The following is a 22096-nucleotide window of genomic DNA, read 5'->3' as shown; positions in this document are numbered from 1 at the left end:
TTTTTTGTATTTATCCAGAACTATAACTTGAATATCTAATTCTAGTTGTTTGGTCCCCAGTCATAGGCTGAAATGCTTCCATACGCCGAGCCAACAACTCTAAAACTCAAGTTTTTGCCAACCGGCAAATTTGTAAAGTAGCTGGTTGTTGAACTGCTACTTAAACTTATCTGGGCTATAGCAATAGGTTCACCAAGCCAATTGGGTTGTATCACTTGTAATTTAAAGTTGCTACTTTTATTACTATTTGGTGACCAAACTATTTTAATAGAGCTATTATTCAATTTGAAATTTCCAAAATCATAAGTCCTATCAACTGAAAGATTCCCATTTGCAATAACTCTCTCGTTACCCATGTAAGGCACAAAAATTCCTCGCAGGGAATTATTGTGAGTAGGGATGAAAGAGTTACTGGCGGATGCAGATAAAGATCCAGCCAATGAAGATACCACTAAAGCAGACGCGAATGCAGCCATTTGCAATCTTCCTTTAAACCATTTCATGATTAAACCCTCCCGATATAGGAATATTATGGTACAATATCATTGTATGATGCAATTTACATAATTTCAATATATAGGAGTGATTTACATAAAATGAGTAATAATGGAAAAAGATATTTTATTATTTTAGGTCTCCTAATTCTGTTAGTTGTAGTGTGCTTTGTCGATTGGACACCACAGCCCATAAAAGTAGTTAATCACTATCTACTATCTATTCAAAAGAAAGATGCTCAGGAGGCTTATCAAATATTGTATATCCAAAATAAAGACAGTAGATTAGATTTTGAGACATTTAAAGAGACTGTAATCAACGATCCATTGATCAAATATAAAATTAATGGTTACTCAAAAGTAAACAAAGAGGCTTATTACGTGTCGGTATATGTAAATAAGGATGGTGAGGATATAGATCATGAATTTTATGTAAGAAAAATTGACGATGAGTGGAAGATTGTATTCTAGAACAACTGCTGTGATCTAATGTTGATAATTTAGGAGAAAAACTGCCCGTACTTCCAACAGGCAAAGCTTTATTAATTGGAGCAGCGTCTTCAATTCCTAGTTTAGTTGAGATACTCAATTAAAAGAGGAGGGGCAGCCGCATTCTTCAGAGCCAGACTTTTGGAATGTATGGACAGGGAATGTGGAACGAGAGATCGACTGGAAACCCATAGCAAGAGAATGGCAGGTTGAATAACAAAAAGTACAAAGCTATTCTTTAGTATTTTGCTTGTAAATAAAAATTTGACGAGGGTAAAGAATGAATCTTAAAAGGAAACTAACTATTGAAGAATTTAGGGAAATCGAGGGACTTGTCAATAAGGCGATTACGGCGATAAATAAAGAAACGGCTACTCCATTTATTAAACGATTAGAATTTATGGGGGAAACATTAACCATTGAAGCCCCTCAGAGCATTATTTTTGCTGAACTTGTAGCATATACAAAAGCAGCTTCTGGACAAGTAAAGGACAAGGAGCACTGGATTAGTGCAGCTAACCAAAGTCTTTTCAAGCTATCTCGTTAGAACTACGATAAACTTCTAATAAAACAACTTAAATCCGAGACTCCACTTTCGTGGAGTCTCCTTTTGCCGTTTCCTCCATTTTACAAATAGGCTATAATCTTGGGAAAGGGTGTAGAAAGATGTAGAAAGATGTAGAAATATAGTCGGGCCTGAGTGGGTCTAATTTGAATTACATAGAGTTACAAGTTCTAGCAACAGGAGGTTGATGTGATGCAAGTTCGGAAGATTAAGATTGTAGGAACGGGTAAATATTTGCCGGAGCAAGTGATTACAGCAGAAGATTTAGATAAGAAACTAGGGGTACCCAGCGGATGGGCGTTGAAGAAAACAGATGTTAGGGTTAGACATGTTGTCAAAGGAGAAACCGCTTCTTTTATGGGAGCAAGGGCAGCGGAGGCTGCGTTAGAGGAGGCTGGGCTTGCTTTTGCGGATATTGACTGTCTTGTATCCACGAGCGGCACGATGGAGCAGCCCATTCCATGCACGGCTTCTTTAATCCAAAAGGCAATGGGACAAGAACATTCCGGGGTTCCTGCGTTTGATATCAATTCGACTTGTTTAAGCTTTTTAACTGGACTGGATGTTATGTCTTATATGGTAGCGGCAGGGCGTTATGATCGTGTTATGCTCGTAGCGTCTGAAATTGCTTCGATTGGCTTGGATTGGTCTCATAAAGAAAGCGCGGCTTTGTTTGGGGATGGGGCTGCTGCCGTAGTGATCAGTAGGGCAGATGAGGATGAAGCCTCTCAGATTATCTGTTCTTCGATGAAAACGTTCAGTGCGGGAGCTCATCTCTCCCAGATTAGAGGCGGAGGAACGAAAATTCATCGCCGGCATACCGATCAGGTAGAGCCATTTTTATTTGAAATGGATGGACGAGCCATCTATAAAATGGCGTCACAAATATTGCCTGACTTTGTCGATGCTTTACTCCAAGCGGGGGGCTGTCAGATGGCCGATCTGAAGCTCGTCATTCCGCATCAAGGGAGCGCCATGGCTATGCGATTGATATCGAAGAAGCTAGGGATAGCGGAACACCAATTAATGAATATTTCACCAACGCACGGAAATACGATCGCAGCATCGATTCCGATGGCTTTGCATGAAGCCATCCAGCAAGGGCGGATCCAGCGTGGAGAGCGGCTGTTATTGCTAGGCACATCCGCAGGCTTCTCCGTCGGAGGAATGATCCTTGAATACTAGCTCAAGGCCAAGAATGCGAGAGGAAGAAGAGCGGCAAGGGTGGCAGGGAGGGCAAGAAGGGGCGGAAAGGCTAGCAGGCCAAGAGAGGCAAGGAAAGCAAGAAAGAGAAGAAAGCCAAGATAGCCAAGAAAGCCAAGAGAGGCAAGAGAGGCAAGAGAGGCAAGAGAGCCAAGAAAGCCAAGAGAGGCAAGAAAGGCAAGCAGGACAAGCAAGATGGCATCAGCGGATATTGCTGACAGGCGGAAGAGCGCCGGCCACCTTGGATTTAGCTCGTCAGCTTGCTGTGGCGGGGCATCAGGTGTATATGGCCGAGAGCTGTCCGGATCACCTATGTGTTCATTCGCGCGCGATCGTCCGAAACTATAGTGTGCCTAAGCCCAATGAGAATCCAGATGGATATATTAGCGCACTCCAAGAAATTATTTTGCTAGAAAAGATAGATTGGCTGATTCCAACTTGCGAGGAGATATTTTTTGTTGCCCGAGGTTTAGATCGTCTAAGCCAGCATTGCCTAGTTTTTACGGATTCACTAGACAAGCTACGGTGCTTACATAGTAAATGGGAATTTATCGGCCAGGCGAGGGAGTTTGGTTTACTCGTACCGGCAACAAGTCTATTAACCTCTCAAGAGGAAGCGAAAGCCGTCCTGGCTGTCCCGGGGAAATGGGTTTTTAAGCCGGTGTACTCCCGTTTTGCGGCAAAGGTTTTCATGGTGCAAACAAGGGTAGCGAGTACAGTTGCTAAGGGCGAGAAGAACAAGAATGCAGATGAAACAGAAATACCAGATGAAATAGAAATACCAGATGAAACTGAAATATTGGAAAAAATGAAGCATCTCTCTCCACAGCAGCCTTGGGTTGTACAGCAATTTGTTGAAGGTACAGCCTATTGCAGCTACAGCATCGCCAAGCAAGGGAAACTGACAGCTCATGCGGTTTATCCCGTGAGATTTACGGCTGGTCCTGGCGCTTGTATTAGCTTCGAGGCTGTACATCACCCAGAGATTGACCGCTGGGTACAACATTTCGTGAGTTTAGTACAATTTACGGGGCAAATTTCCTTTGATTTTATCGTCACCGATGATGGCCAAGTCTACCCTATTGAATGCAATCCAAGAGCGACGAGCGGAATACACCTTTTTCAAGCGGAAGATCAGATTGATCAGGCGTTTTTTCATCATGAAGAAGGGTCAGAGCAGGTCATAACCCCGCGTCCGAGTCATAAAGCCATCATTACCTTAGCGATGTTGTCCTATGGATTGTTGTCGATTCGTTCCTGGACCAAATTCAAGGAGTGGCTTCGGTTGATCATCGGCGGTAAAGACGTTGTGTTTCGATTGCGAGATCCGCGGCCGTTCCTTCAGCAGTTTAAGCTTCTGTGGTGGAATGTCAAAGTAAGCAGGCAGCAGCATATCTCGATACTAGAAGCATCAACGCATGATATTGAATGGAATGGTGAGGAAGCGAAATGAGTTCAAGCGTATTAGTGACAGGCGGGACGGGGTTTCTCGGAAGGAGCTTGGCACAAACCTTAAGTAAGCTCGGATATCAGGTTACAGCGACTGGACGAAATGAATCGATAGGGGAGGAATTGAAAAACGAAGGTATCGCCTTCATCCCCTGTGATCTTGCGGACACCGAGCGGATCGTTCAGCTATGTGCTGGACAAGACTTTGTGTTTCATTGCGGCGCATTGTCTTCTCCTTGGGGGAAATACAGCCACTTTTATGATAGCAATGTGATCGGTACCCGAAATATATTGGAGGGCTGCCGGCAGCATCAGGTGGGCAGGTTGATCTATTTGTCGACACCGAGCTTATATTTTGATTATACCGATCGCTTGAACGTACCAGAGTCAGCTCCGCTTCCGGATCAAGCCGTGAATGCGTATGCCGCAACGAAGCGTCTGGCCGAAGAAGAAGTGGATCTTGCTTTTGAGGCAGGACTTCCCGTGATGACCATCCGTCCTCGTGCGATCTTTGGCCCCGGGGATCAGGCGATACTTCCGCGACTGCTTCAAGCGAACCGACAAGGACGCGTTCCCTTAATTCATGGCGGCCAGGCTCTAATGGATTTGACCTACATCGATAATGTGGTTGATGCGTTAATCCAATGCATGTCCTCCCCTGCATCGACGCTAGGCAAAAAGTACAATATTACCAATGGTGAGCCGGTAGCTTTGATAGATTTACTTCAGCAGTTATTTGATAAGCTGGGGGAACCGCTGCGCGGCAAGCATATTTCCTATTCTCTGGCCTACGGGGCAGCTGCCTTGCTAGAGTGGAAAGCCCACCTGACCAGGAGTAAAAAGGAACCTCTGCTCACTCGCTATACGGTGGGTTTATTAGGAAAGACGCTTACGCTAGATATATCAGCGGCGAAACAAGATCTGAACTATACTCCACGTAAAAGTATTGATGAAGGGATATCCGATTATGTCACATGGATCAAACAACGAGACCCACTTATTTAGCACCCGTGTTAAATTGACTCTGTTTGCGGCGGGGAGCTGTTTCCAATCTGAAAAAATAACGATCCGTGGCGGAGAGCGGCGGACGATTCAAATACCTGCCCTGTTTGCCTGCATAGAGCATCCGAGGTTAGGGCCGATCTTATTTGACACGGGGTATTCGGAACGCTTCTTCCAAGCAGCAAGTCGTTTTCCTTATTCGCTATATCGAAGAGCCACCCCTGTTTCTATCACAGAACGGGAGACGGCGGTCCACCAATTACAAGAAGCGGGAATTAAATTAAGCGACATTAAATATGTCGTTCTATCCCATCTCCATGCGGATCATATTGCCGGGGTTTGTGACTTTCCTGGGGCTTCGTTTATTTATTTAAAATCAGCTTACGATAAAATGAAGCCCCGCAGAGGGCTAGCGGCGGTTCGGGCAGGCTTCCTGCCGGACTTATTACCGAGTGATTTTGAGGAGCGTTCTCTACCGATAGATGAACAACAACGGATCTCGCTGCCATCTAGTTTTCCATTTGAGCGGGGCTTGGATCTTTTTGGCGATGGAAGCGTGATTGCCGTGGACTTGCCAGGACATGCTGCCGGTCAAATAGGCGTTCTACTTCATACCGGGGATCAGCCATATTTCTTATGTGCCGATGCTGTATGGTCCAGTCGGGCGTATCGTGAATCCCGGCCTCCCCATTGGCTTGCTGGCCTGATTATGGATGATCGCCGGCAGTATCAAGAAAGCTTCCAGCGCATATGCCAATTTCACAAGCAGCATCCCGAATATCGAATTATTCCATCCCATTGCAGCGAAATCGGGGAGGAAGTCATGTTGATCGACAAAGGAGCTATGGTATACCACTATTTGCGGACAAAGCTTCGTCAAAGGCCAGCAAATCGTCAAGAGATGGAACAATGGCAGGAGGAGAGAGTGCGAAGCCATGTTCGTTTTGTCCGCAAGCATTCTGCTTTTTATCGCGAGCTTTGGAAGGATTATGCGGATGCTCAGTGGCGGCAATTTCCGATCATGGATAAAGAGCTGATGATGGAGCATTTTGACCTATTAAATACGGTTGGAATCACGAAAGAAGAAGCTTTTGCCGTGGCGTATCAAGCGGAGAACAGCCGGGATTTTGCCCCTACCATCGGTTCGATTACGGTCGGACTTTCATCAGGGACATCTGGAAATCGAGGTGTTTTCCTCGTCAGTCCGCAAGAAAGAAGGGCATGGGCGGGAACTGTCCTCGCTAAAATGCTGCCTCATTCATTGCTGCAAAAGGAGAGTATCGCTTTTTTCCTGCGGGCGAATAGCAATTTATATGGCAGTGTGGGCAGCCATCGGCTTCAATTTCATTATTATGATTTGTTAAGTCCGTTAAAGGAGCATATTGATCGATTGAACGAGCAGCGTCCAGGATTAATAGTCGCTCCGCCATCGATGCTCCGGATTTTGGCTCAAGCTAGACAACAAGGGATTTTGCAAATCAATCCCCATAAAATCATCTCTGTTGCTGAAGTGCTGGATCCGTTGGATCGGAAGGCCATAGAGACGCAGTTCGAACAAAGGGTTCATCAAGTCTATCAATGCACGGAAGGTTTTCTGGCTTGTACTTGCTCACATGGCACCCTTCACTTGAACGAAGATATTGTTATTATTGAAAAAGAATATTTAGATCAGAAGCTTGGCCGATTTGTTCCGATCATTACTGACTTTTCGAGAAGAACTCAACCGATCGTGCGATACCGTCTGAATGATGTTCTCACCGAACGTGCCGAGCCATGTCCGTGTGGTTCTCCGTTTCTAGCATTAGAGTCCATAGAAGGGCGCTGTGATGATATATTTTATGGTTACAGCTTGCATGACAACCGGCTAAGACCGATATTCCCTGATTTTATTAGCAGGGCGATTATTCATGCTTCCGAGAAAGTGCTTGAATATTTAGCGATTCAACATACGCCTGACCGCGTTGAAATTTGCCTGAGGGTAGATGAGGCTGATGAGGCTGGCTCTAGGTCTGCGCAAGTTGAACATGAAATAACTCATGTCATGAATAATTTATTTCTTAAAATGAATTGCAAGCCGCCAGCCATTGAATTTAGCTTATATGATCAGGGAGGGTACGCTAAATACGATAAGCAGGGAGAGCTAGCCGACATAAAAAAACTGCGCCGAGTGGAAAGGAGATTTCAGCTTGGAGAGGATACAGATCCGTTTTTATGATGCAGATACCATAGACGATCTTCCATGGCCGGACACCAAAGATGGGCAGTACGCTAAACAGTTTCTTGTGCCGTTCGTGAAGCGCCAGCCCTCGCATTATATCAACAATGTTCAAGCCAGGTATTTGGCGGTATCACTTGATGGTATCGTGCTTCCTATTTCAATCACTGAAACGCAATATGACAATTCCTATGTATGCTCTCCTTATACGCATTATGTAAGCTATGCCAAGCAAGAGCTTGTATTGCTCCAAAGTGCACTACTGCGTAAAGGTTTGTCAGCCCTGCTCAGCGGATTAGGGCAGCTTTTTAAAGCGAGCCAGATCAATAAGGCGGTTCATGTAAACAACTGGTTCGTCTCAACGAATTTATATCCCGAATTAACACCTGATCAACTAAGGGCGCTTCACTCTTTTTTAACAGAGCAGTTCCCTGACTATGCGATCATCTATCGTTCCCTAAATGAAGCTAACCATGGGGATCTCATTCAGGAGTTTCGCCGATTAAATTATAAATGGGTAGCTTCCCGCCAAATCTATCTCGTTCATCCTAGCCAGTCGGCCTCGGTAAGTTCCAAGCCACGCAAGCTGTTAAAAAAAGACTATGCATTAATCGCTCGCCATGACTATGAGATGTTAGATCATGATCAATTGTCAGATCAAGATATTTCGCGAATATTAGAGCTGTACAATGCTTTGTATTTGCAAAAATATTCGATGTACAATCCGCAATTTAACGAAGATTTTATCGCTCTCGCGATTAAGAATAAGATTCTTCATCTTCAGGCGCTTCGGAAAAATGGGCGCATTGATGCTGTGATAGGTTATTTTTGCCGCAACGGAGTCATGACGACCCCCTTGCTCGGTTACGATCTTTCTTTGCCAAGAGAAATCGGTTTGTACCGGATGCTGTCTGCACTTTTATTCTACATTGCGCTGGACAACGGTCATTTATTAAACCGAAGCTCTGGTGCTGCTCATTTCAAAAGGAAACGGGGTGCTGCGGCTGAGGTGGAGTACTCGGCTGTTTACGATAGACACTTACCGTTTCCAAGGCGGCTGTGCTGGTCATTCTTACAAACCGTCATTAACAAAATTGGCATTCCTTTGATCCGAAAATATAAGCTTTAACTATGAAGGAGGCTGCAGGACATGATGCAAAACAGACCGATTGCTTTGGTGACGGGGACATCCAGCGGTTTTGGGTTACTGATTACGCTGGCATTAGCCGGAAGCGGCTATCATGTCATAGCCACGATGCGTGATATCACAAAGCAGGATGCGTTGATGCAAGCTGCGGAACAAAAAGGTCTACGCCAGCATATCGAGTGCTGTTCCCTTGATGTGAGCGACCAGCAAGCAATTCGCAAGACCGTGGATGAAGTGATGGAGCGTTATGGGCGCATTGATGTGCTTGTGAATAACGCCGGCATCTCACTTGGCGGCTTTGTGGAGGAGATTCCACTAGAGGATTGGATGCAGGCCATGGACACCAATTTTTTCGGTCTTGTTGCTTTAACCCAAGAAGTGTTGCCGCATATGCGATCGAGAAAATACGGGAAAATTATTAACATCAGCAGCATCAGCGGCAGACTTGGCTTTCCCGGGTACGGGCCTTATGCGGCTTCAAAGTTTGCTGTGGAAGGATTCAGTGAATCGCTTCGTTTGGAAATGCTGCCATACGGCGTTTATGTGTCTTTAGTTGAGCCTGGCGCATACAAAACCGCGATTTGGTCCAAAGGCTTCGATTATATTTCGATGAGGGCCAAGAAAGATTCACCCTATCAGGAGCCTCTTGCCGCCATTCTGGCATACAGCCAAAACACAGCTAACAACGCCAGCGATCCGCAGGATGTGGCTAGGACGGTGGTGCGAATCGCCCAAGCTCGCTATCCCAAATTGCGTTACGTGTTAGGAAAAGGAGCGTGGACTGCAATATGGGGGAAGGCGCTTCTCCCTTGGAAATGGTTCGAACAAATTGTATTGCGCCAGCTCCGGAAATAAGAAATGAAGAATATCTAGATTGGAGACGACACTTGGGTGGAGTCTCTTTTTGTTGTTTCCTCTATTTTATAAATGCTGTAGATAACTCATAACAACAAATTGAGAACGCTTGTACGTAGATGTAAATAAAGGTAAAATATAACTACAATTGAATCTTGGGTGGGCATGGTTTCCCTTCGAGCAGATGCTTTCGAAGTAAGTTTCCTTCGGAAGCTTTGGAGGAGGTGAAGCCATGGAAGTAAAGGATGCATTAACGATCATGTTCCTGTTTGGAACGTTCATTCTTGCTCTTTTAACATACATCAATAATAACAACAAGAGAAAGTAAAAACCCACCCAAAGGTGAAGTGACCCCGAAAAGTTAGACAGTTATTTATTTATTAAGCGAAACTCTGGGAATGAGTTCGGTACTGGACCGGGCTCATTCCCTTTAGTTTTGCCTTGATACGCTTGTGATTGTAGTACTCAATATAAGTGAAGAGCTCTTGTTTAAAATGCTCAATACTATCGAACTCCTTTAAATATAGGAATTCAGATTTCATTGTGCCAAAGAAACTTTCTATGACGGCGTTATCGTAGCAATTCCCTTTGCGCGACATACTTTGCTGGATACCACGCCGTTTAAGAGCATGGCGATAGGGCTTCATTTGATAGTGCCAGCCTTGATCAGAATGAATGAGAGGGCTGTCTTCATCTGCTAACCGTTCAAATGCTTGATCCAACATGTTGGAAACTAGAGTGTATACAGGCCTTGAATCAATCGTATACGTAATAATTTCGCCGTTAAACAGATCGAGTATCGGAGAAAAGTATACTTTTTCTCCACAACATTTAATCTCCGTTATATCCGTAACCCACTTCTCATTGGGCTTCTTCGCATAAAAGTCACGCTCTAAAATATTAGGTGCTATCTTACCAACCATACCTTTATACGAACGGTATTTTTTCATCCGCACAAGACTCTTTAATCCCAATATATTCATTAGACGTTGCACTTTCTTATGATTCACACGGTGTCCACGATTTACTAGCTCATCTCGAATACGACGATAACCATATCGCCCTTGATGCTCTTTGTAGATGACTTGAATGATGCCTTTCAACTCAGCATCCTTGTCTGGTTTGTCGAACGTTTTAATCACATAATAATAGGTACTGCGAGGAATCGCTGCTAGCTCTAGAAGTGCCTTCACCGAGAATTCGTTCCTTAGTTCATAGACTACTTTCGCTTTGTCTTGTTTGGTGATTTTCCCTTGTTCTGAACTAAGGCATTCAACTTTTTTAAATATGCATTTTCCATACGCAAACGTTCTAGCTCTGCTTGTAAAGCCTCGATGGATCCTTCTGCTGGTGTTTGACTCTTCTGATCCCTAGAGCCCCTTTTCATGGATAAGCGCCCCTTTTTCTGTGGCTGTAGGGCGTCTATGCCATGTGATTCTAAGCTTCTTTGCCAGCTTAAAATGGTACTATGACTCGCAATATTAAAAATTGCAGCCGTTTCCCTAACAGACGTCCCAGATTCGTTCATATACTGAAGTACGTCTAGTTTATCCTGTGCTGTGTATGATGTATAGCCCTTTCTAAAAGCCTTTTCACCGTGATGCTCATATTGCCTAGTCCAATTTAAAATGACAGAGTGATCGACCCCCAGTGATCTCGCAATGGATTTCAAGCTTTCTGAACTTTCACAATAACGTAAGACCGCTTTTAATTTTTCATCGGCATTAAATTTAGCCATACAAAAACTGCACCCCCAATATGTTAGATGGTGTCTAACATTAGGGGTGCAGTTCAAAGGTTGAGGCCGAAGGTGGGTTTTGTTCCTATACGACTTAGAAGGGAATAAACCATCCAAGCCAATTGTACTGACCAAGTGTTCGCAGCACTTGGTCTTTATTACATATATAATAACACAAAGAAAAAAATGTATCAAAACGTGAAATCAAAAAAGTGCTGCGGGCTGCACCCTCGGTTCCCAAGAAGAGGTGGTAGAGAAGTAGAATCAGCTCACAACCCTGCGATGCTAAGCCGCCTAACCCGGCGCGAAGCGGCTTTAGCCTCTCGGGTTTGTAGATACATGATGGTCTATCAAATGGCATTGCCTTAAGGGGGTTGTTGTTATGTATCTTCATAGAAGTCTTGAAATAAGAGATTTGGAATTAATTTGTTTATTTCCTCAGTCAGAAGAAGAATTATTTTATATTAGTCCAAGGTTTGTTTTTCCACTAACACCAGACCAAATTATGAATTTGGCTAAGGATCGATTTGAACCGACTGTCATCATAGATAAAGAAAAGGATAAGGTAGTTGCATATGCTAACATTTATGCGGATGAGTCTGAAGAAGATAGTTTCTGGCTGGGAAATGTAATAGTTTCACCAGAATATAGAGGTAAAGGAGCATCTGAATATTTAATAAATGTCATGCTCGAAAAAGCCAAAAATAAATTGAAAATGGAGACGTTAAAATTAGCCTGTCATAATACGAATTCAAGAGGACTAGCTTTTTATTCAAAATATGGTTTCAAACCATTCGATATAAAGATTATTAACTTAGGATCAGAGAGATTTATAACAATCCATATGATTAAAAAGTTGATTTGAAGTACTTAATTATCACGAGGAAGGCAACAAAAAGATAGTAGATGAAGTTGCACCAATTCGTACAGTACCAGATGAAGATGCTAATAAAGAGTTTTTTCAAGTAAGTATACCATACTTCAAATCAAGACTTTGTGATTCATCTTCGCTGAACCATAATAAATAAAAATAAAAAGGATAATTTATTCAAAATGAAACTTCTAAGAAAAAAGAATTTTATATTTTAGGTCTCATAATTGTCTTAGGTGTAGTGTGCTTTGTTGATTGGACACCACAGCCCATAAAAATAGTTAATCACTATCTATTGTCTGTTCAGAAGAAAGATGCTCAGGAAGCCTATCATTTATTGTATATCCAAAATAAAGACAGTAGATTAGATTTTGAGACATTTAAAGAGACTGTAATCAATGATCCATTGATCAAATATAAAATTATGGGTTACTCAAAAATAGACAAAGAGGCTTATTACGTAGCGGTATATGTAAATAAGGATGGTGAGGAGATAGACCATAAATTTTATGTTAGAAAAATTGATGATGAATGGAAGATTGTATTCTAGAAAAGAGGTGTAGCCATGAAAATAAGACTCCTCGCATTACTCACTTTTATATTGTTCTTTGCATTTGAGTATACAGCTCACGCGGAAAGCATTCGTGATTATTATAAAGACATAACAGAAAATGACTTGAAAAATAGCGTAATTCTATCTCCTGAAAGCTCCATGGCGTTTATTAATGGGCAGAGGGTATCAGCCGTAAAACCGATTGTTAAAGATGGCAGAACGTTAGTACCGCTTCGTTTTATTTCGGAAGGGCTTGGCGCAAAGGTAGATTTTAATGCTAAAAATCAGTCGATTACCATTAAATACGCTGATAAAACCATGATCTTGAACATAGGAAAGAAGGATCTTTCTGTAAATGGAAAATCCAGTGAAATGGATGTAGCCGCAAACGTTTATAACCATTCAACTTATATTCCTTTAAGGTATATTGGCGAGACTTTTAATAAAAAAGTAGTCTATTTAAAAAATGCAGAGATTCAACCCTATAGTTTGATTATAATTAGGGACGTGAACGCCACAGCGATTGAAAGCCTTAATCTTATCCGTGCTTGTGAATTGCTATACCAAGGAAAATCCATTGTCTATAGTGACCGTTTTATGACAGTAATTAAAGAAGACGGCCAATTATTTTTCAGCAACAATTCCCTTTATTTCGAGCCTTTTGTTTATCAGGAATGGACTGAGGATACAAATACGGTTCGGCTAGGGGACATATGGTTTAAAACAGATATGGGCCATTTTTATTTGAATTATGCCTACGACACAACGCAGGAATTTATTTTATACCGTGTGGATGGAGAAGCGATTACAAGGGTAGCGATTGAAGAAGCACCGATAAAGGCGGTAAAAACATATCAAAACGACGTCTATTATTTGACGAGATATGAACGTGGTATACTCGATGCGCATGAAACAAGCAATTTAAAATCGGCAACGTTTGACAATGGACAATGGGTTTCTGATTATTTAGGCAAACCAGGATTTTATTATGGCTTTGACACATTGGGCAAGATCTATGATTGGCCAATTGATGATAACGGCATTACTACATTTGGCTTTCAACGTTCTGGCGATTTAAGCTCTGATGAAAGAAAAGCAACGTTTGGGAATTATAGAATTGAGCTGAAGGGGCATCACCATGAGCTTGTGAATCCATAAAGGAATTGGCTAGTTGACATTCCAATTCCAGCAGAAATGGTTTGTCCAGTATAACTCATGACCAAATTGAGCAACACCTCGTAGTAAATTCTTAATGCTAGCAGGTATTAATGCATAAGTAAGTAGGCAGGGTCCATTCGGGCCCTGCCTAATTTAATTTATATCTGCCTGGATGCTTTTTTTACAAGCTCACGAACTCCAGCTAATTTTATTGTATATTGTTTAGCCTGAAAGTGTCCAAGGTGATTAGGGGGCTTTATAGGTTTCTTCAGGAAAATATTCTTGCTTTAAGAAATCGGTGGGTTATTGAGTTCAGGTGTTTGATGTTCCTTAGATGTACTAGAAGGGCCATCCCCACAAGGGATGGCCTAAAAGCTTGCTGTTACAGACAGCGCGGAGAACCTTACCATAAGTGACGGCTGAATTTTTGACGCTAACCAATGGCCCGATTCGTATATCTGCCAGATTTGCACATTTATTGGCGACCGATATAATGAAGTAATCCATTTGCGTTCCGTTCGGTCTAACGGATGGAGATCTTCGTACCCTTGCAGCAACAGATGGATGAAATCGGGATGTTGTATGCAAAGAAGCAAGGGTCCGGCCTAATTTTTCGAAATCCTCTAGAATCTCCGATTTTCTCCCATGAACCCATTCGGTTATGTAGAAACGCCTCCCTCGGTTTAAAGTCCATAACCTTCCGTAATTGCTCGTAAGCCATTTAGGCATGGTACTGAACCATGATCAATCAAGCGTTGTAAGCTTCAAAAATAAGGCTTCACAGCAGATTCTGCTTTCCGTCTGTACTCGACAATGCGTATTCAATTTTTGGTATAGAAATTTTACTATGGCAGAACTTCACTTTTTCCAGGACGATACGAAGGATAGCTTCGAAACTTATTTGACAACATATAGGACATATATTACAATGAAAATCAATCATTGCACAACTTAAATATGTTGTACAATGTGTCAGGTGAAGATTAAATAAAATGGCGAGGGAGATGACAATGCAGCATAGATCTATCTAAGGCTTAAGGTGTATGTTCTATAAGTATTAATATTTCAAAGTGTAATCTTTGGCTATGTTGTAATCGCTATCAAACGTTTTGGTGTTTTATTAAATATTACTTGAAATATTCATTTAAATTCCGTCCTTTGAAAGGAGAAAGCGATGAAAACCAATTCATTCATGCTTCCGCGACTCTCTATAATGATGTTTTTACAGTATTTTATTACAGGTGCTTGGATGGTTACATTGGGATTAGTTCTTAGTAAACACGGGCTATCGTCTATTATTGGGACTGCATTCTCAGTAGGTGGAATAGCGACCATTATATCGCCTATCTTTGTTGGAATGCTTGCAGATAGGTTCTTTCCATCAGAGAAGATAATGGGGGTTCTCCACATTATTAGTGGAATCGTATTATTCTCAGTTCCATCCCAAATTCAATCAGGCAATGCCACCATGATTTTAGTATTAATATTTTTACATAAACTGCTCTATCAACCTACTGGAGCTATTTCTAATAATATTGTTTTTAATAGTGTAAAAAACGCTGAAAAGCACTTCCCAGTTATTCGTGTGTTTGGAACAATAGGGTATATCACCGTGGGAATCTTAATTGGACAATTAGGTTTCTCAGGCAGTGACATTACGTTTAAAATTGCATCTATCATGTCATTCATATTAGGTATTTATAGTTTTACATTGCCACATACTCCACCGCCTGCAAAAGGAAAACCGTTTTCGATTCGTGATTTACTTTTCCTTGATGCATTTGCACTTTTAAAAGATCGAAACTATCTAATATTTATGATTTGTACAATGGCTTTATTTATCGTCAATGCAACATATACGTCTTTTGCATCCGTATTTTTTAGCGATGTAGGATTTACTAATGTGGCAAGTATAATGACGATCGGTCAAATGTCGGAAGTTATTTTTATGCTGATAATGCCACTATTTTTTATGCGCTTTGGTGTGAAAAATATGTTGATTTTTGGAATAGGCGGTTTCATCTTACGTTGCATTTTACTTGGATTCGGTGCTCCTCAGATGGTGTTCATGATATTAGCAATTGCGCTGTACGGAACTTGTCAGGACTTCTTCTTTGTTACAGGTGAAATTTATACGAGTCAGAAGGCTGATGCCAAAATAAAAGCTCAGGCACAAAGCTTATTGAAGACGTTTACATGGGGATTTGGTATGTTTATTGGCTCCTTTATATCTGGACAAATGTACAACAACATTGTTACTACTAAGGGAGTTGAGTCAATTCCTCAATGGACAATTTTCTGGATGTATCCTGCAATTGTTGCTGTAATCATACTTATTCTATTCATTACCATGTTTAATGGAAAAAAGAAGAAAGCAGCACAGGATAACATGATTGGCCTCGATATGCACTAATCTGCATTAAGATCTGAATCAATCCGTATTAAGCAGCAGCAAGATCTTCAATGAACCAGATATTAAATCCTAGTTCAAAGAAAGCGGAGGGGGTATGTTACTCTCACCGTTTTTTTTGTGAAATGGAGTGACAAAATGAACAGATTTAAAAGAATTCACCTCATAGTAATGGATTCAGTTGGTATTGGGGAGGCTCCCGATGCTGAACAATTTGGTGATATAGGGGTTCACACGTTGGGACATATTGCAGAACAAATGAATGGTTTGGTATTGCCTAATATGTCCCAATTAGGTCTTTCTCATATTGAACCTATACAAGGCGTACCTAAAGTCGATCAACCACAAGCATTTTATACTAAGATGCAAGAACGCTCGGCTGGAAAAGACACAATGACAGGTCATTGGGAAATGATGGGGCTTTATATAGGCAAATCATTTCGCGTGTTTGAAAATGGATTTCCGCAGGAACTGATAGAAAAAATCTCATCTTACTCTGGTAGAAAGATCATTGGTAATAAAGCTGCAAGCGGGACCGCAATTATTGATGAATTTGGTGCTGAACAATTAGAAACAGGGGCATTAATTGTATATACATCTGCAGATTCTGTTTTGCAAATTGCAGTTCACGAAAAAATCATTCCGTTAGAAGAATTATATGATATTTGCGAATATGCTCGTAAAATAACGCTGGAAGAGCCGTATATGTTAGGGCGTATTATAGCACGTCCGTACATTGGTAGTCCTGGCAGCTTTACGCGCACCTCAAATCGACATGATTATGCACTTAAGCCATTTCAGAAAACAGTCATGGACACATTAAAAAGCCACAAAAAAGAAGTAATTGCTATTGGGAAAATTTCTGACATATTTGATGGTGAAGGGGTCACCAAGACAATTCGTACGAAAAATAATATGGATGGCATGGATAAGTTAAATGAAGTGCTATTGCAGGATTTTGAAGGTCTCAGTTTTTTGAATTTAGTCGATTTTGATGCTGATTTTGGACATAGAAGAGATCCGATTGGATATGGAAAGGCGCTACAAGCCTTTGATGCACGTTTGCCTGAAGTATTTGAGAAATTGACAGATGAGGATTTATTAATTATAACAGCTGATCATGGTAATGATCCTACTTATATCGGTACGGATCATACACGAGAATATGTACCCTTACTTGTCTATTCACCAATCTTTAAAGGAAAAGGGGCTGAATTGCCTCTGAGAAAAACATTTGCGGATATAGGAGCAACTATTGCTGATAACTTCTCGGTTCCTCCCCCAGAATATGGAGGAAGTTTTTTGCAGGATCTAAAGGTGAGAAATTAATCTCACCTTTTTTGCTATAAAAGAAACACAATATAAATGACAAAATAATAATTAATGCTTAGATACATAACTTGTTTGACAACCTTTATTACTTGTACTATACTTTGATTAGTATATTGTACAATTATACGATGAAGTCTAACATGTTGTAGTTGGTTCTAATAATAAAAGAAGAGAGAAAAAGCATGGAAAAGTCATACCCCCAAAAAATGAGGATAATACCCAAAGTTTTTAACTTGTTTCTGTTATTTTTTGGTTTAATGGTTATGAGTTTTGGTATTGCCATGTATCTAAAGGCGGGTTTAGGAGCGAATCCGTTGACGACTTTGACCGATGGATTCTCCAAAACATTTAGCTTGAGTGTTGGAAGAGCATTACAGGTAATAATGCTTTCCGTAGTAATTGGTGTATTTTTTATTGACAAAAAACGAATAGGATTCGGAACAATTGCTAATGCAATCTTGACAGGTGTTTTTGTTAATATGTTTATGAAAGTCATAAATTTTAATCAACCGATATTGTTATTTGAAATTGTGATTTTATTGATTGCAGTATTATCATTTGCAATTGGTCTGGCAATGTATGTTTCTGCAGGATTTGGAGAGGGCGCAGTAGATGCATTCATGATTATTATACGAGACCGATTTAATGTAAACCTAAAAAAAGCAAGAATTATATTGGATATTATCCTTGTTATTTTAGGAATCATTTTTGGTGGCAGCATTGGAATAGGCACTGTCATTGGGACCTTCTTAACCGGCGTCATTATGACAAAAACACTCAGCTTTATTAACAATTATAAAAATAAATTACTTACAAATGGAGGAGTTCAACATGTCAGAGACTAAGAAAAAAATGTTACATATCGCTTGTGGTGAAGGAGATGTTGGAGAATATGTGTTTTTACCTGGTTCTCCAGAAAGAACGATCAAAATTGCTAAACATTTTGATAGTTATGAAAAGATAGCTCAGCATAGAGAACATACAACATATACGGGGTATCTTGATGGTGTAAAAGTGTCCGTTACTTCAACAGGAATGGGAGGACCTTCTACAGCAATATGCATGGAAGAGTTGGTTAAACTTGGTGCACATACTTTTATTCGTGTTGGCACTTGCGCTTCCACTTCTTTAAAGGTAAAAATGGGGGATGTTGTCATTCCGAATGGAGCTGTAAAAATGGAAGGTACAAGCAACCACTATGTACCTTTGGAATATCCTGCTGTTCCGGACTTTTTTCTACTAAAAGAATTAGAGAAAGCAGCAATCAAATTAAATTATGATTATAATGTTGGGGTCAGCATTACAAAAGATTCTTTCTATACACAAATCGAACCAGAGACGAAACCTGTAGGTTATGAATTAAGAAATAAATGGGATGCATACGAAAAAAGCGGAGCAACAAATACTTGCATGGAGTGTGCACCGATGTTTGTAATCGCTTCGACTTTGAATTGCCGTGCGGGAGCAGTCCTCGTGTCAGCAAACAATTACAAAGCTTATAGTTCTGATAAGAAAACGTACCCAGCTGATTTCGAAAGCAGACCGATTGAAGTGGCAATCGAAGCAATGCGCCAAGTAATTAAAGCTGATCAAAGCAGCAAGTAATATTTAAAAGTAGAATTCTTAAAAAAGCTGCTATTCCCTCCTCTTGGTAGACGTAAATAAGACATCGAATAAGATGGGTTATAACGTTATCAACTGGAGGGGATTTTTCATGAGAAAATCAAAACAGTGAACCTATCTAAACTCTAACCATGGGAATCCCAGGTATTATGTAGATAATAATATTTGTTATACTAGTGTATATATTATTCCGAGAGAGGGATTGCCATGGCAAGTGAAGAAAACGGTTCAAAAACAGAAAACAATAAAGTACCTTTATATGTTTCAATTTATGATGAAATATTCAACAAAATTAAGATAGGTGAATTTAAAGCAGGGGAAAAGTTGCCTAGTGAAAATTTGTTGGCGGAAATGTTCAATATCAGCAGAGGAACTTTACGTCAGGCACTTTTATTGTTGCAAGAGGACGGTATTATTTTTAACTGGCAAGGCAAGGGGAATTTTGTTACAGCTAATTTTAGACGCTTAGATGCTGGCTTAGAAAAAGTTTCAATCATCCCTTTAGGATTTAGTAAATCGGATTGTCATGTTGTATTAGAAGAAATTAATTATCAACCTGCTACTAAAAAGATACAAGAAAATTTGCAGTTAGAACAATCTAAGCTTGTAGTAGTATTTAAGTTGAATTTTATTTCGGATGGTCAGATTTCCTGTAATACGGTGCTATTTATACCTTATGAGAAATTAAATGACTATAACGTGTCTTTGGAAGACAAAGAACAGTTGAAAAATTTTATATTCCAATACATTGACGTTAATGTTATTCACGCTCATATGGAACTACGAATTGTTGAAGCTCGTGAATCCATTGCGGAACAGATAGGCGTTGAAGTTGGAAAAGCACTCATCTGTTTTATTGAAACGATGTATTCTGAATTTGGTATTCCCGTAATTTATTCTAAGTCGTATTGTCTGCCGGAGATGTTTAACTTTCATATCAATCGTAGGAAATTATAGTGTTCCATTTAGTAAACTAAAAAAGGTTGGGAACGAATATGAATAACGAACAAATTGCTCGCTTGATTGACCATACACTTTTAAAACCAGATGCAAGCCGTGAAGCAATTATGCAATTAGCGAGGGAAGCTAAGCAATATCATTTTGCTTCTGTATGTGTAAATCCTGGACAGATTGAATCAGCATACGAAATATTAAAGGATACACCAGATGTGAAAGTATGCACGGTTATCGGTTTCCCATTAGGGGCATCAACTCCTGAAACAAAAGCATTCGAGACGAAAGATGCGATTGAAAAAGGGGCAACAGAAATTGATATGGTCATTAATATAGGTGCTCTAAAAGATAAAAATGATGAACTTGTTTTGAAAGATATAAAAGCCGTAGTTGAGGCAGCGCAAGGAAGAGGGCTAATCAAAGTCATCATCGAAACATGCCTATTAACAAACGAAGAAAAGGTACGTGCTTGTGAGCTTGCTGTAAAAGCAGGGGCAAATTTTGTAAAGACATCTACCGGTTTTTCAACTGGAGGGGCAACAACAGATGATATCTCTTTAATGCGTAAAACAGTAGGACCGAATATTGGTGTTAAAGCTTCAGGTGGAGTACGAAGTCTTGAGGATGTTAACGCTATGGTAAAAGCGGGGGCTACACGGGTCGGGACGAGTTCCGGTATTGCCATTGTAAACGGCCAACAATCCAACTCAGCTTATTAACGGAAGCCACGTATTTGAACAATCGAAGAGATCGGATCGCTTTATGATCCGATCTCTTTTCGACTTTTTGTGGAATGGTGCAGATGACCACCGTTTCATTCATTTTATTGGGATTGTACTCCGGAGAATACCGATTCCATTCGAATAGCAAAGACAATCGGAATGTCACCGGATTTCAACTATCAAATATTATGGTATGGACTATCCTAATGGCATTGCCTTAAGGGAGTTGTTGTTATGTATCATTAATGCTTATATCAATTTTTTCATTTAATAACCCTCTCCTTTATTTTTGTATATACAGTTTAAGTGGATAAAGGTTTCTTTTTGAGTATAATTTATTGTATATATTTGTAAAAGTAAAACGAGAGGAACTTGTCTATAAAAGTGTTTGTGAATAAAGATAATATACTACGATTGAATTTTGGGGAATCGCCTACGGCTGATTTATCTATTGAAGTTGACGATGTAGATATATGTTTTGAACGTATGAAGAGTGCAGGATTTCTAATTGAATATGGTCCTGTAGACGAGCCTTGGGTGCAAGACAGCAAACAGTATTGATTAAATACAAGGGGAGTGGGAGCCGTTTTTGGGATAAAGTAATTGAAGATATATCAGATCAGAAGTTAAAGGCAAGATTTAAAATAGAAGAAGATATCAAGGCCAACTCAGCCGCTGTAACTGGGCAGGCTCTTTTTCGAGTGAAATGTGGTTAATTAGTAAATCTGAGCTGGTTTGTATCCAGTAAGAAATTTGATCGGGGACGACACTACGGTGAAGTCTCTTTTTTATCGTTTCCTCTAATTTACAAATGGGATATAATCTTGGGTAATAACGGATGGTGTTGGTGAGGGGTATACAAAATGAGGAGAGGGTGGTTACAGGGTACGTGATTGCTACGAAAATGGTAGGAGACGAAGTTTGTAAATGTGCATGCGAGAAAGTTGGCGGAGTTTGTGAAAAAGGGTGATATGAAAATCTTGCTCAAAAAGAAAACAGAAAAAATCCACATAAAAAACAGTTAATACCTTTTGCTTAATTCTGTGAGGGGGAAACATTTGATGCTAAGTTGGTTATTTGGTGGGAAATGCGCTGTATGTCATAAAAAAGGAACTGAGTATCGGAATTATTATAATGACAAGAGAAAACCAATAAAAGTATGTTTGAAATGCATCTCTTATGCTGAAAGAAGAGCATTTATAAGAAGATGAATAAAAGGACTGCTTGCTGTGTTCCAAGTAGGCAAGTAATAGTGCGGGACTTGCAATAAGAGAAACAATTTGCTGATGCGTCGGCTAACATCAAGTGAACTCCCG

General features: G+C 40.5%; 22 protein-coding genes and 2 pseudogenes. 21 read left to right on the top strand and 3 right to left on the bottom strand.

The window, feature by feature from the left end:
* Window positions 1-41: 41 nt before the first annotated feature.
* A complete protein-coding gene (locus BN2762_RS10030; RefSeq protein ID WP_055106868.1) occupies window positions 42-503 on the bottom strand; it encodes a hypothetical protein in 462 nt (153 codons plus the stop codon).
* A gap of 93 nt (window positions 504-596) precedes the next feature.
* Here BN2762_RS10030 and BN2762_RS10025 point away from each other — a divergent pair, with 93 nt between their 5' ends.
* The 6 genes and pseudogenes from BN2762_RS10025 to BN2762_RS26875 all read left to right on the top strand — a co-directional run.
* Complete coding sequence (locus tag BN2762_RS10025; RefSeq protein WP_055106867.1) at window positions 597-965, top strand: hypothetical protein; 369 nt, start codon at window positions 597-599, stop codon at window positions 963-965.
* Window positions 966-1263: 298 nt separating this feature from the next.
* Window positions 1264-1530: a hypothetical protein gene (locus BN2762_RS10020; RefSeq protein WP_055106866.1), complete on the top strand. Its 267-nt coding sequence runs from the start codon at window positions 1264-1266 to the stop codon at window positions 1528-1530.
* A gap of 210 nt (window positions 1531-1740) precedes the next feature.
* Window positions 1741-2733 carry a beta-ketoacyl-ACP synthase III gene (locus BN2762_RS10015; protein ID WP_055106865.1) on the top strand — a complete coding sequence of 331 codons (993 nt, stop codon included), beginning with the start codon at window positions 1741-1743 and terminating at the stop codon, window positions 2731-2733.
* Window positions 2734-2746: 13 nt separating this feature from the next.
* Complete coding sequence (locus tag BN2762_RS10010; protein ID WP_055106864.1) at window positions 2747-4204, top strand: ATP-grasp domain-containing protein; 1458 nt, start codon at window positions 2747-2749, stop codon at window positions 4202-4204.
* A complete protein-coding gene (locus BN2762_RS10005; RefSeq protein WP_055106863.1) occupies window positions 4201-5205 on the top strand; it encodes an NAD-dependent epimerase/dehydratase family protein in 1005 nt (334 codons plus the stop codon). The genes BN2762_RS10010 and BN2762_RS10005 overlap by 4 nt, the downstream gene beginning before the upstream one ends.
* Window positions 5150-5893: pseudogene (locus BN2762_RS26875) on the top strand (MBL fold metallo-hydrolase); the annotation flags it as partial. The gene BN2762_RS10005 and the pseudogene BN2762_RS26875, both read left to right, overlap by 56 nt.
* On the opposite strand, the gene BN2762_RS28160 reads toward BN2762_RS26875, so the two are convergent.
* Window positions 5837-6001 carry a hypothetical protein gene (locus tag BN2762_RS28160; RefSeq protein ID WP_316246829.1) on the bottom strand — a complete coding sequence of 55 codons (165 nt, stop codon included), beginning with the start codon at window positions 5999-6001 and terminating at the stop codon, window positions 5837-5839. The pseudogene BN2762_RS26875 and the gene BN2762_RS28160 sit on opposite strands and share 57 nt — an antisense overlap.
* Before the next feature lie 24 nt (window positions 6002-6025).
* On the opposite strand from BN2762_RS28160, the gene BN2762_RS26870 reads away from it, so the two are divergent.
* From BN2762_RS26870 to comI, 4 genes are all read left to right on the top strand, one after another.
* Window positions 6026-7417, top strand: a complete 1392-nt coding sequence (locus BN2762_RS26870) for a F390 synthetase-related protein (RefSeq protein ID WP_055109898.1) — start codon at window positions 6026-6028, stop codon at window positions 7415-7417.
* Window positions 7389-8546, top strand: a complete 1158-nt coding sequence (locus tag BN2762_RS09990; RefSeq protein WP_055106862.1) for a hypothetical protein — start codon at window positions 7389-7391, stop codon at window positions 8544-8546. Before BN2762_RS26870 ends, BN2762_RS09990 begins: the two co-directional genes overlap by 29 nt.
* Window positions 8547-8567: 21 nt before the next feature.
* Complete coding sequence (locus BN2762_RS09985) at window positions 8568-9419, top strand: SDR family oxidoreductase (RefSeq protein WP_055106861.1); 852 nt, start codon at window positions 8568-8570, stop codon at window positions 9417-9419.
* Window positions 9420-9651: 232 nt separating this feature from the next.
* The gene (gene comI, locus BN2762_RS27635) at window positions 9652-9747 is read left to right on the top strand and encodes a competence inhibitor ComI (protein WP_019639195.1); all 96 of its coding nucleotides are present in this window, start codon (window positions 9652-9654) and stop codon (window positions 9745-9747) included.
* Window positions 9748-9799: 52 nt separating this feature from the next.
* Here the strand turns inward: comI and BN2762_RS26505 are convergent.
* A protein-coding gene (locus BN2762_RS26505) for an IS3 family transposase (RefSeq protein ID WP_392391574.1) occupies window positions 9800-11157 on the bottom strand; the annotation gives its coding sequence in 2 pieces (ribosomal slippage) (window positions 9800-10689 and window positions 10689-11157; 1359 coding nt in all).
* Between the two features lie 382 nt (window positions 11158-11539).
* On the opposite strand from BN2762_RS26505, the gene BN2762_RS09970 reads away from it, so the two are divergent.
* From BN2762_RS09970 to BN2762_RS27625, 11 genes and pseudogenes are all read left to right on the top strand, one after another.
* On the top strand, window positions 11540-12022 hold the full coding sequence (locus tag BN2762_RS09970) for a GNAT family N-acetyltransferase (protein WP_055106858.1): 483 nt from the start codon (window positions 11540-11542) through the stop codon (window positions 12020-12022).
* A gap of 301 nt (window positions 12023-12323) precedes the next feature.
* Window positions 12324-12578 (top strand): hypothetical protein, encoded by a 255-nt coding sequence (locus tag BN2762_RS09965; RefSeq protein WP_222861057.1) that lies wholly within the window; start codon window positions 12324-12326, stop codon window positions 12576-12578.
* 15 nt (window positions 12579-12593) lie between these two features.
* Window positions 12594-13739 carry a copper amine oxidase N-terminal domain-containing protein gene (locus BN2762_RS09960; RefSeq protein ID WP_055106856.1) on the top strand — a complete coding sequence of 382 codons (1146 nt, stop codon included), beginning with the start codon at window positions 12594-12596 and terminating at the stop codon, window positions 13737-13739.
* A 1174-nt stretch (window positions 13740-14913) separates the two neighbouring features.
* Window positions 14914-16152: an MFS transporter gene (locus tag BN2762_RS09955; protein ID WP_055106855.1), complete on the top strand. Its 1239-nt coding sequence runs from the start codon at window positions 14914-14916 to the stop codon at window positions 16150-16152.
* A 135-nt stretch (window positions 16153-16287) separates the two neighbouring features.
* Window positions 16288-17478, top strand: a complete 1191-nt coding sequence (gene deoB, locus BN2762_RS09950) for a phosphopentomutase (RefSeq protein ID WP_055106854.1) — start codon at window positions 16288-16290, stop codon at window positions 17476-17478.
* A gap of 185 nt (window positions 17479-17663) precedes the next feature.
* A complete protein-coding gene (locus BN2762_RS09945) occupies window positions 17664-18326 on the top strand; it encodes a YczE/YyaS/YitT family protein (protein ID WP_055106853.1) in 663 nt (220 codons plus the stop codon).
* Window positions 18313-19086 carry a nucleoside phosphorylase gene (locus BN2762_RS09940; RefSeq protein WP_055106852.1) on the top strand — a complete coding sequence of 258 codons (774 nt, stop codon included), beginning with the start codon at window positions 18313-18315 and terminating at the stop codon, window positions 19084-19086. The genes BN2762_RS09945 and BN2762_RS09940 overlap by 14 nt, the downstream gene beginning before the upstream one ends.
* A gap of 225 nt (window positions 19087-19311) precedes the next feature.
* A complete protein-coding gene (locus tag BN2762_RS09935) occupies window positions 19312-20061 on the top strand; it encodes a GntR family transcriptional regulator (RefSeq protein ID WP_055106851.1) in 750 nt (249 codons plus the stop codon).
* Between the two features lie 38 nt (window positions 20062-20099).
* Window positions 20100-20777: a deoxyribose-phosphate aldolase gene (gene deoC, locus BN2762_RS09930; RefSeq protein ID WP_055106850.1), complete on the top strand. Its 678-nt coding sequence runs from the start codon at window positions 20100-20102 to the stop codon at window positions 20775-20777.
* A 429-nt stretch (window positions 20778-21206) separates the two neighbouring features.
* Window positions 21207-21317, top strand: a pseudogene (locus BN2762_RS28340) (glyoxalase); the annotation flags it as partial.
* Window positions 21314-21496: a hypothetical protein gene (locus BN2762_RS27625; RefSeq protein ID WP_222861056.1), complete on the top strand. Its 183-nt coding sequence runs from the start codon at window positions 21314-21316 to the stop codon at window positions 21494-21496. The pseudogene BN2762_RS28340 and the gene BN2762_RS27625, both read left to right, overlap by 4 nt.
* The last annotated feature ends 600 nt before the right edge of the window (window positions 21497-22096 follow it).

It is taken from the genome of Paenibacillus ihumii, from assembly GCF_001403875.1.
GTDB lineage: Bacteria > Bacillota > Bacilli > Paenibacillales > Paenibacillaceae > Fontibacillus > Fontibacillus ihumii.
This window is presented reverse-complemented; position numbering and strand designations above follow the sequence as displayed.